Raw genomic sequence first — 15614 nt, 5'->3', positions numbered from 1 at the left:
GGACTGCGCCTATTCCGCCGCGTCTGCGTCCGTGAGATTGTCGAGGCCCTGGACGATGTGCTGCGCCAGCGCATCCGCCAGCGGTGACGGCTCATGCCGGTTGCGCAAAAGTCCGATATCGCAAGGGGGTAGGGGCGGGTACCCGTCCGCCGCGCCGAGCACGCGCATCCCCGTCCGCAGGGCGGATTCCGGCAGCACCGACACTGCCAAGCCGGAGAGAACCGCCGCCACCACGGCTCCGCAATTGGGGCTGGTGTAGAGGATGCGGTGCCCCCGCCCGGCCCCCGCCAGCCGCGAGACGGCGATCTCCCGCCATTGGCAGGTGGTTCGTCCCAAAGCCAGCGGCACCGGGGTTTCCAGATGCGCCGCATGGCGGGCGGAGGAGACCCACAGCAGCCGCTCCCGGCGGATCACATGGGCATTGCGGGAGGTGATCTCGGTGGCGGTGATGATGGCGAGATCGATGGTGCCGGCGGCAATGTATTGCACCAGTTCGGCGGTGGGCTCGCAGATCACGGTGAGCTCGACGGACGGATGGGTGCGGGAAAATCGCGCCATGATATCAGGCAGATAGCGATCCGCGTAATCGTCCGGCACACCAAGGCATACGCGCCCCGAAAGCTCCGCGTCGGCGAAGCTGGAGACGGCTTCCATGTTCAGCTTCACGATGCGCCGGGCGTAGTCCAGCAGGCGTTCGCCGTCCTCGGTGAGGCGGGAGGCGCGGCCGTCGCGGACGAAGACGGGCCGGCCGACCCGCTCCTCCAGCCGCTTCATCTGCATGGAGACCGCCGACTGGGTCTTGTGGACCACCTCCGCAGCCTTCGTGAAACTGCCCGTTTCCGCAATGGCCACAAAGGTTCTCAGCTGGTCGGGGTCGAGCATGGCTGTCATCGTCGCGCTCCTGAGGGGCAGCCCTGCGCCGGCCGCATGGGCCGGCCGCCCCGTCGCCGCAATCATCACGCAAAACGATACGAGAGATGAAAAACATTCGCTAGCGTGATTTGTGCGAAGCATCCAGAAAGGTCCTGCCGATTGGATGCGGCGCGAAATCGGGTGGTTTCACCGGGGTGTTCGGGGGCTTATCGGGCCCGTTCGGCACATGCCGGGTGTGTTCAGACCATCACGGCCCCGGAAAGGAGGGTCGGCGGAGCGCATCCAGGCAACGGAGATGAAGATGACGTACCATGGTGAAACCCGCAGGACCCCCTTCGCCCCCGCTGGCGAACTCGTCGCCGCTTTGTGCCTCTCGGCCGTCGGCGTCGCGGCCAAGGGCTTGCAGTCGGTGAAGACCATCGGCCGCGTCATGGAGCGACGGCAGATGATGGCCGAGCTTTCCCATCTCGACGACCACATGCTGCGCGACATCGGTGTGACGCGGGCGGACCTGCGCGATGCCGCCGCCACCCCGCTGTTCGAAGATCCGACCCAGACGCTGGTGACCCGCGTGCGGGAGCGCCGGGCGGCGGCGCGGCTCGCCGCGTGGCGTGGCAACCCGGTCGACTGATTGAACCTGATCCGGCGGAAGCGCCCCTCGATTCCGCCGTTCCTCGACCCGCGCCGTCCGCAACCGGCGCGGGTCGATTTTTGTCTGCGCTCTATGCGCCTCCGCTGTACTTGCCGCCGCTCTACTTGCCGCCGCCCGATGACTTGTCGCTGTCGGCCCGGCCGAGGCGGGGGCGGTCCGGCGGGAGGGTCTCCGCCTCCTGCACATTCTGGACGTTCTGCGTGGCCGCGCTCATGCTCTGGGTGGCGGCGGCCATGGAGGAGGCGGCGGAGCGCATGATGTCGAGCCAGAAGTCGGGCACGCTGTAGGCCTGCCGGCCCGCATCCGCCGCGCCGGGCTGCGTGGGGGGCGGGAAGGGCGGCGGGAAGCCCTGGGCGAACATCTGGGCGAAGAAGTTCTGGAACGGCAGCAGCGGTGCCGGCGGGGGCTCCGGCGGCTTCTCGCGGGTGGGCGGCACGCCGGCCTGGGTCATGGTCTTGGTCATGGCGTTCACCACGTCCTGCCATGCGTTCGCCGGGTTGCGCTGGGGCGCGGGCGCCGGGGCGGCGCGCTGGAACATCATCTGGGCATAGGAATCGGCCCAGGGATTGCCGGTGGAATAGGGTCGCCCGCCCTGCTCGGTGGCGGTGCTGGTGAAGGCCAGGAAGGCGTCGATCCAGGGATTGCCGGAGGAGATGGGGGCAATCTTCTGTTCGGTCTGCCCGGGCATGCGGCTCAGCATGGCGGCCAGCATCTGCTGCAGGGCGCCGGAGGCGGCCAGCGACTTGGCGAGCCCGCCCACCACCAGGGTGGCGTAGGTGGGCATCACCTGCTTCACCAGGGTCATGCCGAGGCCGGTCGAGGAAGCGACATGGGCCGCCACCGCGCGGCTCACGTCCGACGAACCGAAGACGGTATCGAGCGCCTCGGATCCGGCGCGGGTCAGCTCGGCCGGGGCGGCGGGCTGGGAATAGAAGGCGCCGTAGGGGCCGCTGGTCATCAACGTCATCAGCGCGGCGAGGGAATCGGGAGATTGCGAGGCCTGGTTGAACGCCGCTGCGAAGGCGGGCATCACCGCCTCGGCGACCTGCTGGGCCTGCTGCGCGGAAAGGCCGTACATGCGGCCGATATTGTCCATCGCCTGCCCGCCCTGGGCCGCGCGCAGCATCTCCACAAACTGATCCATCCACCGACTCCGTCCGATTCCGGACCTGCGCGGGCGAAGGCGTCCGCTCCGGCTTCTGCCCGAAATCTTGGCAGGAGCTTACGCCATCGTCCCGCCGAAATCACGACATGCTTCGGTTGGATCAGGGGAATTGACGGGGATGGGCGAGCATGTGTCCGCCGTCGCCCTCCGGCCTGACCGGAGGGCCCATCGCTGGGCTGAAGCGGGCGTGGGGGCGAACGGCGAAATGGGTCCTCCGATCAAGTCGGAGGACGACGGCGGCGGCAAGCGGCGGTGCCGGGCGGAGCGCTGATCCGGGGGCCGGCACGGGACTTCCGCGCAGCGGGCAAAATACCGGGAGCCGCGCTCCCCCTTACCCCGAGAATTCGGTCTCGTGGCTGAGGATGTCCTGCGCTTCCGGGTTGAGCGGGCGGGCGCGGCGCTCCGGCTCGGTGAGGGGCTCCGGCTCCACCTTGGGGCGGGCAAAGGCGTCGCCGCCAGCGAACAGTCCGTCCTGCATCTGCCGCTCCAGCCGGGCGCGGTCGCGTTCGCGCACGTCGGTGATGCGGGCCTCCGCGGCGCTCTCGCTCACTCCCAGCGCCTCCAGCGTGCGGGCGCCGAAGGAGAGGGCCGATTCGAGCGTCTCGCGCAGCTCGAAATCGACGCCGAGCCGCACCAGCTCCATCGAGTGCACGCGATCGAAGCTGCGCACGAACAGGCGCGGCCCCAGAATGGAAGCGCGCACGATCTCCACGATGCGGTTGGCGTCTTCCTTGTTGTCCACGCAGACGCAGATCACTTCCATCGTCTCCGCGCCAGCGGCGCGAAGAACGTCGAGCCGGGTGCCGTCGCCATAATAGATGTGAACGCCGAACCGGCCGGCGCTCTGGATCATCTCCACGTCCTTGTCGATGATGGTGACGCTCACATCCTGCGCCAGAAGACACTGGGAGACGATCTGCCCGAAGCGGCCGAAGCCGATGACCAGAACCGAGCCGTCGGCATCGGTGAAATCGTCGGCGGGCGGCTCGGGCACGGCCGGGGCGAAGCGCGGCAGGAAGCGCGAGATGCCGGCGAACAGCAGCGGGCCGAGCACCATGGTGAGCGCGGCCAGGGCGATGAGCAGATCCGCCTGCTCGGTGCGCAGGATGCCGTTGGCGAGGCCGAGCGGGAACAGCACGAAGGCGAACTCGCCCGCCGCCATCAGCGCCACCGCGGCGCGCAGGGAATCGCCGGGAGCGATGTTGTCGGCGCGGAACACCAGATAGACCACCACCGACTTGATGACCGCCACCGCCAGCGCGCCCACCACGAGGCGCGGGATGTGGTGGAGGATCACATCGATGTTCAGCGTCATGCCGATGCTCATGAAGAAGATGGCGAGCAGCAGGCCGCGGAAGGCATCCACATTGGCTTCGAGTTCGTGCCGGAAGGTGCTTTCCGACAGCAGCAGGCCGGCGAGGAACGCGCCCATGGCGGCCGACATGCCGGCGATCTCCATGAGGCCGGCGGCGCCCAGCACCACCATCAGCGCCGCCGCCGTCATCGCCTCGCGCGCGCCGGAGCGGGCCAGCACCCGGAACAGGGGATTGAGGAGATAGCGGCCGGCGACCACGATCACCGCGATGGCGCCCACCGCCATGGCCGCCTGGACCAGCGTGCCCTTGGGATCGTGGATCTCGCTCTCCCCGCCGGGGGCGAGCAGCGGCACCAGCGCCAGCAGCGGCACCACCGCGATGTCCTGGAACAGCAGGATGGAGAAGGTGCGCTGGCCGTAGGGACTGCCGAGGTCGCCGCGCTCGCCCAGCAACTGGAGCGCGATGGCCGTGCCCGACACCGACAGCGCGAGGCCCGAGACCACTGCCGCCGCGACGCCGAAGCCGAGGCCGAAATAGGCGAGCAGCGCGAAGGCGAGGGAGGTGAGCACCAGCTGCGCCGTGCCGAGCCCGAAGATGTAATGCCCCATGGAGAGCAGATGCGAGGGCTTCAGCTCCAGTCCCACGAGGAACAGGAGCATGACCACGCCCAACTCGGCGACGGTATGCACCACCGCCGGGTCGGCCACGTTGATGCCGATGGGGCCGATGGCGATGCCGACGAGCAGGTAGCCGACTATGGGCGAGAAGCCGATGCGCTTGGCGACGACGACGGCGAGTACGGCGGCGCACATGAAGGCCAGCGCTGCACCGAACAAGGCGTGTTCATCGACTGGCATGCGCGACGTCCTCCCCCCACCGCTGCGATCCTTGGCGGATCGGAATGGCTTCCGCAACGGCTGGTTTCAAGCAAGTTCAACGCCACCCGTCCCCCGGTGGCGCCCCCAAACCGCTCATGACGGGCGAGCGTGTCGAAACCATGCCGCCCGGACGGCGCCGGGATGGCCGTCCGCAGGTCAGCGCAGCGCGGCGATCATCAGCGCAGCGCGGCGGTCATTTCAGGGCGTCGAAGCCGGGGCCGAATCCATTGAGGCTGAGCGGCACGCCGATGCCTTCCTCGGGTGTCTGGAAAATGATGAAGGTGGCGAGCTTGCCGGTCTTGAGGCGGCCGACCAGGGTCTCGTCCATCACCACCTCGGCGACGCAGCCGTTGGGCAGGCAGCGCACGAATCCGGCGCGGCCGATGTCCTGGTCGTCGATCTTGAGGCCGAGGCCGGCGGGCAGCAGCACGCCGAGCGGCGCCAGCACGCGCAGAAGGCGGCTCTTCTGGTCCGAGGTCTTCAGCACGATCACGGTGAGACCGACGTTGGGCCGGTCCTCCGCCTGCACCGACTGGAGCAGCACGCACTGCTCGCTCTGCGCGCCGGGCGGGGTGTCGCAGCGGATCTGCCATTCGCCGAACACCGACTTCACCACGCCCTGCGCCGCCGCCGGCGCCGCCGCCGAGATCAGCGCGACCACGAAGGCGCCGACGAACAGCACGAGCGCGCGCCCCCCGGCGCGGCGGGTCGCGGGGCCGGGCGTCTTGGCGCGATCGGTCTCAATGGCGGGAAAAGGTCGGAACGACAGGACCATCGCAAGCTCCGGCAGTGTCCGGCGGGGGAGGCCGGGCGATCCTGCCTTATCTGATTTCGTGAACCAATGCCTTAATGCCCAAGGCATCGCGTCAACAATGGGGCAGGATCGCTTCTGCGGGGGATGGCGGGGAGATTCTCCGCGGCCCTCGTTCCGCTGGGTCAGGCAGAGCTGCCGCTGCGTCCGGACGCGCGCCATATTGTCCCCCGTGGCGTCATCCACCGCCCCGCGCGGGGTATGCGCCGGTGCCCGCGCAAGGCCCCAAAATCGAGGCGGGGCGGGGGCTCGCGGCGGGGGGGCGAAAGACCCGTCCGGGCGCCTTCCGGACCGTTCGACTTAATGTCGCATCGGCGACCAACCCGGGGCGATTGCAAGGCGAACCCAATTGTGTTTGATGGATTCTAGGGAGAGTGCCTGCCCAAAAACAGCGCAGTTGCACGCGACTGCCAAAATGGGTCTCGCACTCGGACAGGGCCTCGTGACGCGCCCCCACGGCGCGCCGGCGGCAGGGAAATTCCGGCGGGTCTCCGCCGGCCAGGGAGATGGGTAGAAGATGATGTCGCTCATTCGCACCGCGGCCCGTATGCGCGATGCAGCCCTCGCCGCCGGCGTGTTCGCCACGGCGATGCTCGCGAGCGCGGGGGCGAACGCCCAGATGGGCCAGCCCGCCCCGTGGCAGATCAACCTTCAGGATGCCGTCACGCCGGTGATGGAGAACATCCACAGTTTCAACTTCCTGCTCATCACCATCATCACCGCGATCACGCTGTTCGTGCTGGTGCTGCTGGTGATCGTCGCGGTGCGGTTCAACGAGCGCGCCAATCCGGTGCCCTCCAAGACCAGCCACAACACCATGATCGAGGTGGCCTGGACGGTCATCCCCGTGCTGATCCTGGTGCTGATCGCCATCCCTTCGTTCCGGCTGCTGCACCTTGAGCTGAACATCCCCAAGCCCGACCTCACCGTTAAGGTGACGGGCCACCAGTGGTACTGGTCCTACGAATATCCGGACAACGGCGGCTTCGGCTTCGATTCCTACATGGTCGCCGAGAAGGACCTGAAGCCCGGCCAGCCCCGCCTCCTCGCGGTGGACAACGAGGTGGTGGTCCCGATCAACAAGAACATCCGCATCCAGGTGACGGCGGCGGACGTGATCCATTCCTTCGCGGTGCCCTCCTTCGGCGTGAAGATCGACGCCATGCCGGGCCGCCTGAACGAGAGCTGGTTCAAGATCACCCGCGAGGGCGTGTACTACGGCCAGTGCTCCGAGCTGTGCGGCCGCGACCATGCCTTCATGCCCATCGCCGTGCGCGCCGTGAGCGAGGCCGACTTCAACGCCTGGGTCGCCCAGGCCAAGGCCAAGTTCGCCTCCGCCAAGGATGCCGAAGGCAAGTTCGCTGACGCGGGAAATCTCGCTGACGCGGGCAGCCTCGAGGGCGCCGCGACCGCGCGCTGATTTCAAAGGGTCCGCCCCGCGCGGACCCGCGATGTTTCTCCGCGCGGCGGACGGCCGGGCGGTTTCCAGGGTAGATGCGGCGCGGCGGGACGGGGCCGGCGCCGGGAACACGAGGAAAGCGGGAATGGCCACCGAGGCAGTCACCCACAGCCATCACGACGAAAGCGCCCACGGCCACGGCTACGGCGACACCCACGATTCGCACATCCCCACGGGTTGGAAGCGGTGGGTCTTCTCGACCAATCACAAGGACATCGGCGTGATGTACCTGATCTTCGCCATCGTGGCGGGGATCGTGGGCGGCGCCCTGTCCATCGGCATCCGCATGGAACTGCAGGAGCCGGGCCTTCAGATCTTCAAGGATCCGCAGACCTTCAACGTGTTCACCACCGGCCACGGCCTCATCATGATCTTCTTCATGGTGATGCCCGCGCTCATCGGCGGCTACGGCAACTACTTCGCCCCGCTGATGATCGGCGCGCCGGACACGGCGTTCCCGCGCATCAACAACATCGCCTTCTGGCTGCTGCCGCCCGCCTTCATCCTGGCGCTGGCTTCTCTGTTCGTGGAAGGCGCGCCCGGCACCAACGGCTTCGGCGGCGGCTGGACCATCTATCCCCCGCTCTCGTCCAAGCTCGGCCACCCCGGCCCGGCCATGGATCTCCTGATCTTCTCCCTCCACATCGCCGGCGCGTCCTCGCTGCTCGGCGCCATCAACCTCATCACCACCATCTTCAACATGCGCGCCCCGGGCATGACGCTGCACAAGATGCCGCTGTTTGCCTGGTCGCAGCTCATCACCGGCTTCCTGCTGCTGCTGTCGCTGCCCGTCCTCGCCGGCGCCATCACCATGCTGCTGACGGACCGCAACTTCGGCACCACCTTCTTCGATCCGGCCGGCGGCGGTGACCCGATCCTGTTCCAGCACCTCTTCTGGTTCTTCGGCCACCCCGAGGTGTACATCCTGATCCTGCCCGGCTTCGGGCTGATCTCCCACATCGTGTCCACCTTCTCCCGCAAGCCCGTGTTCGGCTATCTCGGCATGGCCTATGCCATGGTCGCCATCGGCGTGGTGGGCTTCGTGGTGTGGGCGCACCACATGTACACGGTGGGCCTCTCCTCCGGCACGCAGTCCTACTTCGTGGCCGCCACCATGATCATCGCGGTGCCCACGGGCGTGAAGATCTTCTCGTGGATCGCCACCATGTGGGGCGGCTCCATCCAGTTCCGCACGCCCATGCTGTGGGCGATCGGCTTCATCTTCCTGTTCACCGTCGGCGGCGTCACCGGCGTCGTGCTCTCCAACGCCGGCATCGACCGCTCGCTGCACGACACCTATTACGTGGTGGCGCACTTCCACTACGTGCTGTCGCTCGGCGCCGTGTTCGCCATCTTCGCGGGCTGGTACTACTGGTTCCCGAAGATGTTCGGCTACATGATCCCCGAGTTCTGGGGCAAGCTGCACTTCTGGGTCACCTTCGTCGGCGTGAACCTGGTGTTCTTCCCGCAGCACTTCCTCGGCCTCGCCGGCATGCCCCGCCGCTATGCGGACTATCCGGACGCGTTCGCCCACTGGAACTTCATCTCGTCGATCGGTTCCTACATCTCGGGCATCGCCGTGCTGATCTTCCTCACCGGCACCGCGCTCGCCTTCCTGCGCAAGGAGAAGGCGGCCGACAATCCGTGGGGCGAGGGCGCGACCACGCTGGAATGGACCCTGTCCTCTCCGCCGCCCTACCACCAGTTCGAGGTCCTGCCCCGCATCAAGTGAGGCAGTCGCAAAGCTCCGGAGCCGCGGGACACCGCGGCTCCCGCGGCTCTTCGGGGCCGCCATCGTTGAAATCTGAAACGCGCCTTTCAGTCCCGCGTACCAGGACGTCCGGAGTAACCGAATGAGTGACGAGCGTGCCAGCCTGACCGGAACCGACCCCTACGCTTTGGCGTCGGGCACGGTCGCGTCGGCCGGCGAGGGGCTGGCGGCTCCGCGCGATTATTTCGAGCTCCTGAAGCCGCGCGTGATGTCGCTGGTGATCTTCACGGCGCTGGTCGGCCTCGTGCGCGCACCGGGCGACGTGCATCCCGTCATCGCCTTCACGGCCCTGCTCTGCATCGCCGTCGGCGCGGGCGCTTCCGGCGCCCTCAACATGTGGTGGGATGCCGACATCGACGCCGTGATGACCCGCACGCGCGGCCGTCCGGTGCCGTCCGGCCGCGTCACCGGGCACGAGGCCCTGGCCTTCGGCCTCACTCTCTCCGCCTTCTCGGTGGTGGTTCTCGGCCTGCTGGTCAATGCGCTCGCCGGGGCGCTGCTCGCCTTCACCATCTTCTTCTATGTGGTGATCTACACCATGTGGCTGAAGCGCTCGACCTCGCAGAACATCGTCATCGGCGGCGCCGCCGGCGCCTTCCCGCCGCTGGTCGCCTGGGCCGCCGCGTCCGGCACGGTGTCGCTGGAGCCGGTGCTGCTGTTCGCCATCATCTTCTTCTGGACGCCGCCGCACTTCTGGGCGCTGGCGCTCTACCGGGCCGACGACTACGCCCGCGCCGGCGTGCCCATGCTGCCGGTGACGGCAGGGCCGGACGAGACCCGCCTCCAGATCCTGCTCTACACCCTGTTCCTGGTGCCGCTCGCCGCCAGCCCCGCCTTCCTCGGCTATGCCGGCCTCGCCTATGGCGCGGTCTCGGTGCTGGCCGGGGCCTGGATGATCGTGCTCGCCGTGCGCGTCTTCCGCGTGCGTGAGGGCGAGGCGGCGGTGAAGGCGGCCAAGGGCCTGTTCGGATTTTCCATCGTGTATCTGTTTGCATTGTTCGCGACGCTGCTCGGCGAGGCGGTCATCGGTGGCCTGCTGCGATGAGCGGTGAAAAGGGTGAAAAGAAGGAAAAGCCGCGCCCTCCCAAGGAGGACGGCGTGGTGCTGACGCCGGAGCAGCTGAAGCGGCGGCGGGCGCGCAACATCGCCATCGCCTCCGTGCTGGGGTTCCTGGCGCTGCTGTTCTACGTGGTGACGATCGTGAAGCTCGGTCCCAACGTGCTCAACCGCCCGCTGTAGGGCAGGGGCATTCGGGGACAGGCAGAGGATGGGGTCCGGGGGCGACTTCTCTCGCAGGAGAGACCGGACGCGAGGACGAGGAATGGACAAGGCGAACGACAAGATGGCCGAGAACGCCCCCCGCGCCGCCCGACATTGGGTGGTGGCGGCCGCGTGCGTCGGCTTCATTGCCGCCATGGTGGGCGTGACCTACGCCTCCGTGCCGCTCTACGCCATGTTCTGCTCGCTCACCGGCTTCGGCGGCGCCACCCGCGTCGGCGCGACACCCACCGCCGCGCCGCTTGAGCGCGAGATCACCATCCGCTTCGACGCCAACGTCTCGCCCGGCCTGCCGTGGACCTTCGCGCCCGTCGAGCGCGAGATGAATGTGAAGATCGGCGCCACGAGCCTCGCCCATTACACGGCGCTGAACCGCTCCGCCGACGACACCCGCGCCAACGCCACCTACAATGTGTCGCCGCCCCAGGCCGGCGCCTATTTCGTGAAGCTGCAATGCTTCTGCTTCGAGGAGCAGACGCTGGCCGGCCGCGAGAAGATGGACATGCCGGTGGTGTTCTACGTGGACCCCGCCATTGCCGACGACCCCGACCTGAAGACGCTGAAGGACATCACCTTGTCCTACACGTTCTTCCCCGCGAAGCCGGACAGGCCGCAGGTCCGCGCCGACGCGGACGCGCTGAGCAAAGTCCGCGCGGACAAGCCGGGCAAGGTCGGCGTCGACGCGGACGGCACGCGCAAGCCCCTCTAGGGCGCGAACGATCACCGCCCCACGGGGCATGACATCAGGGCGGCGTCGCCGTTCTGGACAGCAATAGGCTCCCCGGCGTGACGCCGGGCGGGCGGGACGAGACAGGGAAAAGGGGAGGCCGGTTCGCCATGGCCGACGTACATATCAAGAAGCACGATTACCACGTCGTGGACCCGAGCCCGTGGCCGATCATCGGCTCGGTCGCGGCGCTGATCCTCACCTCGGGCGCCGTGGTGTGGATGCATGGCGGCACCTCGCTCGTCATGATCGTCGGCTTCCTCGGCGTGCTCTACACCATGTTCGGCTGGTGGCGGGACGTGATCCGCGAGAGCCGCGCCGGCTTCCACACCCGCGTCGTGGTGCTCGGCCTGCGCTACGGCGTGATCCTGTTCATCGCCTCCGAGGTGATGTTCTTCGTCGCCTGGTTCTGGGCCTTCTTCGATGCGTCGCTGTTCGCCGGCGAGGCCATCAACTTCCAGCGCATGGAATTCACCGGCGGCATGTGGCCGCCCAAGGGCATCGAGAGCCTCGATCCCTGGCACCTGCCGCTGCTCAACACGCTGATCCTGCTGACCTCGGGCACGACGGTGACCTGGGCGCACCACGCGCTGGTGCATGGCGACCGCCAGGGCCTCAAGTGGGGCCTGTGGTGCACGGTGATCCTCGGCGTCCTGTTCTCCATGTGCCAAGCCTACGAGTATTACCACGCCCATTTCCACTTCTCGGGCAACATCTATGGCGCGACCTTCTTCATGGCGACCGGCTTCCACGGCTTCCATGTGATCGTCGGCACCATCTTCCTCGCCGTCTGCCTGATGCGCACCTACATGGGCGACTTCACCCCCCAGAAGCATTTCGGCTTCGAGGCGGCCGCCTGGTACTGGCACTTCGTGGACGTGGTGTGGCTGTTCCTGTTCACCTTCATCTACGTGTGGGCGCAGGGCGGACACGCCTGATCCGAAGGCCCTTCGCGCCAGAGACAAGCACCAGGCCGGCGCACCCATGCGCCGGCCTTCGCATTTCGGCACCGGAGGTGCCCCATGACGCTCGATCCCTATCACGCGCCGGTTTCCCCCTTGGCGGCGGGGCTCTCCTGCCGCTGCCCGCGCTGCGGCCGTGGACCCCTGTTCAAGGGCTTCCTGGACCTCGCGCCCGCCTGCACTTCGTGCGGCCTCGATTATGACTTCGCCGATGCCGGCGACGGCCCGGCGGTGTTCGTCATCCTGTTCGCCGGCTTCATCGTGGTGGGGCTGGCCTTCTGGGTGGAGGTGAAGTTCGAGCCGCCCCTGTGGGTGCATGCCCTGCTGTGGATCCCGGCCATCCTCGTCGTCACCCTCGGCCTGCTGCGGCCGCTGAAGGCGCTGATGGTGGCGCTGCAGTATCGCAACAAGGCCTCCGAGGGCCGGCTGGATCAGTCCGGCCAGTGACCGGCACGCCGACTTCCCCCGTGCCTTCGCCGACATCGTCGCCGGCGCCGCGCGGGCGGGGCCTCCTTCTCTTCGTCCTCGCCTGCGCCGCCTTTGCCGTGCTCATCGGCCTCGGCACGTGGCAGCTTAATCGCCTCGCCTGGAAGGAGGCGCTGCTCACCCGCGTCGAGGCGCGCGTCAACGCCGCCCCGGCGGACGTGCCGCCCCCCGCCCAATGGCCGGCGCTGACTCGCGAGGCAGACGAATACCGCCGGGTCAAGGTGCGGGGCACCTTCGATCATGCCAGGGAAGCGCTCGTCTACACGGTGCGTGGCGATGAGGCCTCCGGCTCGGTGAAGGGGCAGGGCTTCCTGGTGGTGACGCCGCTGATTCGCCGCGACGGTCCGCCCATCCTCGTCAATCGCGGCTTCGTCCCGGCCGACCGGCGCGATCCGGCGACGCGCGCGGAAGGGCAGGTGACCGGAGAGGTGGAGGTGGTCGGCCTGCTGCGCTTCCCGGAGGAGGCGAGCTGGTTCGTGCCGGCCAATGATCCGGCGCGCGGCAGCTTCTACCGTATGGAGCCGGCCGAGATCGCCGCAGCCCGGGGCGTCGCGGGCGCCGCGCCGTTCCTGATCGATGCCGATGCGACGCCGGTGCCCGGCGGCCTGCCCATGGGCGGGGGCACGCGCATCGCCTTTCCCAACCGGCATCTGGAATATGCGCTCACCTGGTACGGCCTCGCGGCCTCGCTGGTGGGCGTCGCCATCGCCGTCTTCATCAGCCGGCGGCGCCGCGCATCCTGACGTGAGCCGGGCTTGACGGCAGAGCACGCGCCGGTCTGATTACATCGCTATCAGATCGGATAATGCGTTCTCTGACTTGGAATGAGAGGGCGATTCACCGATCAAATTGATTCAATTTGATCGGATCGCGCACTGGGCGTGGCCGATCTGCAACGCGCGGCAGGGATCGTTCCGCCGGCCTTGACCCAACGCTCGGTTAACCCTCACTTTGCACAGGCGGATTTGCCGGCTTTATTGCCGTGCGCCGTTGCCCCGGTTTTGGCAATTCGTAAAGCCGCACGGCCGCAGGGTGGCCGCAGGTTCTTTCAGAGGTCGCCCGATGGTCGTTTTCCCGCAGCTGCGTTCCCTCCTCCTCGCCACGGTGCTCGCCGGGGGAGCGTGCGGCCTCGCGCATGCGGGCGACCTGTTCACGCCGCCGCCGGCCACGCCCGTCCCGCCCTCGGCCAATGAGGACTGGTACCTGACCATCGGCGGGTCCGTCTCGGCGGACCCGAGCTATCCCGGCGCCGACAATTATTCCTTCCGGCCCGGCCTCATCTTCTCCATCCGCAAGGCGAGCCAGCTCAACGTCTTCCGCAGCGTGGACGACAACCCGTCCTTCGCGCTCTTCGACACCGGCAATTTCCGTATCGGCGCCGTGGGCCGCATCGACTGGGGCCGGGATTCGGACGATTCGTATCGTCTCACCGGCCTTGGCAACATCGATGCCTCGCTGGAAGCGGGCGCCTTCGCCGAGTGGTACATCACCGACTGGCTGCGCACCCGCGCCGAGCTGCGCTACGGCGTTGGCGGCTTCGACGGCATCCGCGGCCTGCTGGGCGCGGACGTGATCCTGCCCTACGGCCAGTGGCGCTTCGCCGTCGGCCCCCGCCTCACCTATGGCGGCGCGGGCTACATGAGCGCCTATTTCGGCGTCACGCCGCTGCAGTCGGCTCTCGCCACGGCGCTCAACAATCCGCTGCCCGTCTACAACGCCTCGGCGGGCTTCGACATGGTGGGTGCGGTGGCGCAGGTCACCTACAATTTCCGCAACGGCTTCGAGACCGGCGTGTTCGGCGGCTACGGCCGCCTGATCGGCGATGCCGGCTCCTCGCCGCTGACCAGCGACGCCAACCAGTTCACCGCCGGCGTCTCCCTCAGCTACACCTTCAACATCGGCAAGGCCTGGTGGTGAGGGATTTCGCCGCGAAGGTTGCGGGCTGATCCTCAGCCCGACGTGACGCGCCGTTCCAGCTTCGCCAGCGTCTGCTGGCCCAGCGCCTCGGCGCCGAAGCCCCTGGCGGTCTGGAACTCGGCCGCCGTGCTGAACACCATGCCCAGCGTGACCTTGGTCGCTCCGTCCTGCTCCTCGAAAGTGGCCCAGGCATCGGCATGCTTCGGGCCGTTCTCGCCCCAGAGCAGGGCATAGGCGATCCGCTCCTGCGGCCGCATCTCTCCATAGAGATGGTGGTTGGGAAAGACGGTGCCGTCCGGCCCGATCATGTCGAACACCCACTCGCCGCCCTGCCGGAGATCGATGCGCGTGGTGCGGCAGGAGAAGCCTTCCGGCCCCCACCATTGCGGCAGCGAGGCGGGGTCCATCCACGCGCCCCAGACAGCCGAGCGGGGTGCCTTGATGACCCGCTCCAGCACCATGGTGCGGGTGGCCACGGCGGCGAGATGGCCGAGGCCGGCGTCAAAGCCCTCCCGGTATCCCGCCTCCATGTCGGCCTCCATGTCGGCGGCGAGGGCTGAGAGCTGGACGGTCACCACCAGCCGGCTGCGTTCGCCGTCGCCGGAGAAATCCGCCGTCACCAGTGCCGCCGATTGCGGGACGCCCTCGGTGGAGACCACCTCATAGTTCACGCTGCGTGCCGAGGGCGCCAGCGCCAGCCAGCCGCACTCGCACCGGATGTCCGGCTGGCCCTCGACCTTGCAGAGCGACACCTCGCGGCCGCCCACGCGCGTGTCCGCCTCCAAGAATTCCACCGTGACGGCGGGCGTGGGCGCGGCCCACACCGCCCGCGCGGCCGGGGCGGTCCAGGCCTGCCAGATGGTCGCGAGCGGCGCGGCGACCTCGCGGGTGAAGGTCAGCGTGGCGAAACGGCCGGGCTGGTCCGTCGGGGTCATTCTGTTCCTCCCTTCATCGCGTTGGTCACGAAGGCGTCCAGCCGGTCCAGCCGGGCCTCCCAGATCGCGCGCTGTTCGTCGAGCCAGGTGCGGGCGGGCTCCAGCGCCTCCGGACGGATGGCGCAGGTGCGCACCCGCCCGTCCTTGGTGGTGGCGATCAGTCCGGCTTCCTCCAGCACGGACAGATGTCGCATCACGGTCGGCAGGCGCAGCCCGGTGGGGCCGGCAAGATCCGTCACCGCTGCCGGCCCCTCGGCAAGGCGCGTCAGGATCGACCGGCGGGTCGGATCGGCCAGCGCGTGGAAGAGCAGGGAGAGATCGGGATCATGCTTAGCCATGTGGCTAAGTATAGAGGTGCAGAACAGGGCTGCAAGGAAAACTTCG

Annotated in this window: 16 protein-coding genes; 10 read left to right on the top strand and 6 right to left on the bottom strand. The window is 68.1% G+C overall.

All coding sequences use genetic code 11. From position 1 onward, the window contains the following. Positions 1–9: 9 nt before the first annotated feature. Positions 10–891, bottom strand: coding sequence for a LysR substrate-binding domain-containing protein (locus V5F63_RS14980; RefSeq protein ID WP_209483466.1), 882 nt, complete (start codon positions 889–891; stop codon positions 10–12). A 283-nt stretch (positions 892–1174) separates the two neighbouring features. Between V5F63_RS14980 and V5F63_RS14975 the strand changes: the two genes are divergently transcribed. Then, entirely contained in the window at positions 1175–1504 is a 330-nt protein-coding gene (locus tag V5F63_RS14975; RefSeq protein WP_394102801.1) for a DUF1127 domain-containing protein, read from the top strand. Between the two features lie 121 nt (positions 1505–1625). Here the strand turns inward: V5F63_RS14975 and V5F63_RS14970 are convergent, their stop codons facing one another. The 3 genes from V5F63_RS14970 to V5F63_RS14960 all read right to left on the bottom strand — a co-directional run bounded on the left by V5F63_RS14970 (position 1626) and on the right by V5F63_RS14960 (position 5659). Beyond that, positions 1626–2669 (bottom strand): DUF937 domain-containing protein, encoded by a 1044-nt coding sequence (locus V5F63_RS14970; protein ID WP_209483462.1) that lies wholly within the window; start codon positions 2667–2669, stop codon positions 1626–1628. 352 nt (positions 2670–3021) lie between these two features. After that, positions 3022–4863 carry a monovalent cation:proton antiporter-2 (CPA2) family protein gene (locus tag V5F63_RS14965; RefSeq protein WP_209483460.1) on the bottom strand — a complete coding sequence of 614 codons (1842 nt, stop codon included), beginning with the start codon at positions 4861–4863 and terminating at the stop codon, positions 3022–3024. A 214-nt stretch (positions 4864–5077) separates the two neighbouring features. Further along, the gene (locus tag V5F63_RS14960) at positions 5078–5659 is read right to left on the bottom strand and encodes an invasion associated locus B family protein (RefSeq protein ID WP_209483458.1); all 582 of its coding nucleotides are present in this window, start codon (positions 5657–5659) and stop codon (positions 5078–5080) included. A 625-nt stretch (positions 5660–6284) separates the two neighbouring features. Here V5F63_RS14960 and coxB point away from each other — a divergent pair. The 9 genes from coxB to V5F63_RS14915 all read left to right on the top strand — a co-directional run bounded on the left by coxB (position 6285) and on the right by V5F63_RS14915 (position 14295). Next, entirely contained in the window at positions 6285–7115 is an 831-nt protein-coding gene (gene coxB / locus V5F63_RS14955) for a cytochrome c oxidase subunit II (protein ID WP_394030782.1), read from the top strand. A gap of 124 nt (positions 7116–7239) precedes the next feature. Further along, positions 7240–8886, top strand: a complete 1647-nt coding sequence (gene ctaD / locus V5F63_RS14950; RefSeq protein WP_209483455.1) for a cytochrome c oxidase subunit I — start codon at positions 7240–7242, stop codon at positions 8884–8886. A gap of 121 nt (positions 8887–9007) precedes the next feature. Continuing rightward, on the top strand, positions 9008–9970 hold the full coding sequence (locus V5F63_RS14945) for a heme o synthase (RefSeq protein ID WP_209483453.1): 963 nt from the start codon (positions 9008–9010) through the stop codon (positions 9968–9970). Then, the gene (locus V5F63_RS14940; RefSeq protein ID WP_394102802.1) at positions 9967–10164 is read left to right on the top strand and encodes a cytochrome c oxidase system small membrane protein; all 198 of its coding nucleotides are present in this window, start codon (positions 9967–9969) and stop codon (positions 10162–10164) included. Before V5F63_RS14945 ends, V5F63_RS14940 begins: the two co-directional genes overlap by 4 nt. Before the next feature lie 82 nt (positions 10165–10246). Next, positions 10247–10912, top strand: coding sequence for a cytochrome c oxidase assembly protein (locus V5F63_RS14935; protein WP_209483449.1), 666 nt, complete (start codon positions 10247–10249; stop codon positions 10910–10912). Positions 10913–11040: 128 nt separating this feature from the next. Next, complete coding sequence (locus tag V5F63_RS14930; protein WP_209483446.1) at positions 11041–11868, top strand: cytochrome c oxidase subunit 3; 828 nt, start codon at positions 11041–11043, stop codon at positions 11866–11868. A gap of 84 nt (positions 11869–11952) precedes the next feature. After that, positions 11953–12339 carry a DUF983 domain-containing protein gene (locus V5F63_RS14925; protein WP_209483444.1) on the top strand — a complete coding sequence of 129 codons (387 nt, stop codon included), beginning with the start codon at positions 11953–11955 and terminating at the stop codon, positions 12337–12339. A 20-nt stretch (positions 12340–12359) separates the two neighbouring features. Beyond that, positions 12360–13121: an SURF1 family protein gene (locus V5F63_RS14920; protein ID WP_394102803.1), complete on the top strand. Its 762-nt coding sequence runs from the start codon at positions 12360–12362 to the stop codon at positions 13119–13121. A 319-nt stretch (positions 13122–13440) separates the two neighbouring features. Continuing rightward, the gene (locus V5F63_RS14915; RefSeq protein ID WP_394102804.1) at positions 13441–14295 is read left to right on the top strand and encodes a MipA/OmpV family protein; all 855 of its coding nucleotides are present in this window, start codon (positions 13441–13443) and stop codon (positions 14293–14295) included. A 32-nt stretch (positions 14296–14327) separates the two neighbouring features. On the opposite strand, the gene V5F63_RS14910 is transcribed toward V5F63_RS14915, so the two are convergent. Next, a complete protein-coding gene (locus V5F63_RS14910) occupies positions 14328–15230 on the bottom strand; it encodes an SRPBCC family protein (protein WP_394102805.1) in 903 nt (300 codons plus the stop codon). Continuing rightward, a complete protein-coding gene (locus V5F63_RS14905) occupies positions 15227–15568 on the bottom strand; it encodes an ArsR/SmtB family transcription factor (protein WP_394102806.1) in 342 nt (113 codons plus the stop codon). Before V5F63_RS14905 ends, V5F63_RS14910 begins: the two co-directional genes overlap by 4 nt. Positions 15569–15614 lie beyond the last annotated feature (46 nt).

This window comes from Xanthobacter wiegelii (genome assembly GCF_043193855.2).
Taxonomy (GTDB): Bacteria; Pseudomonadota; Alphaproteobacteria; order Rhizobiales; family Xanthobacteraceae; genus Xanthobacter; species Xanthobacter flavus_A.
This window is presented reverse-complemented; position numbering and strand designations above follow the sequence as displayed.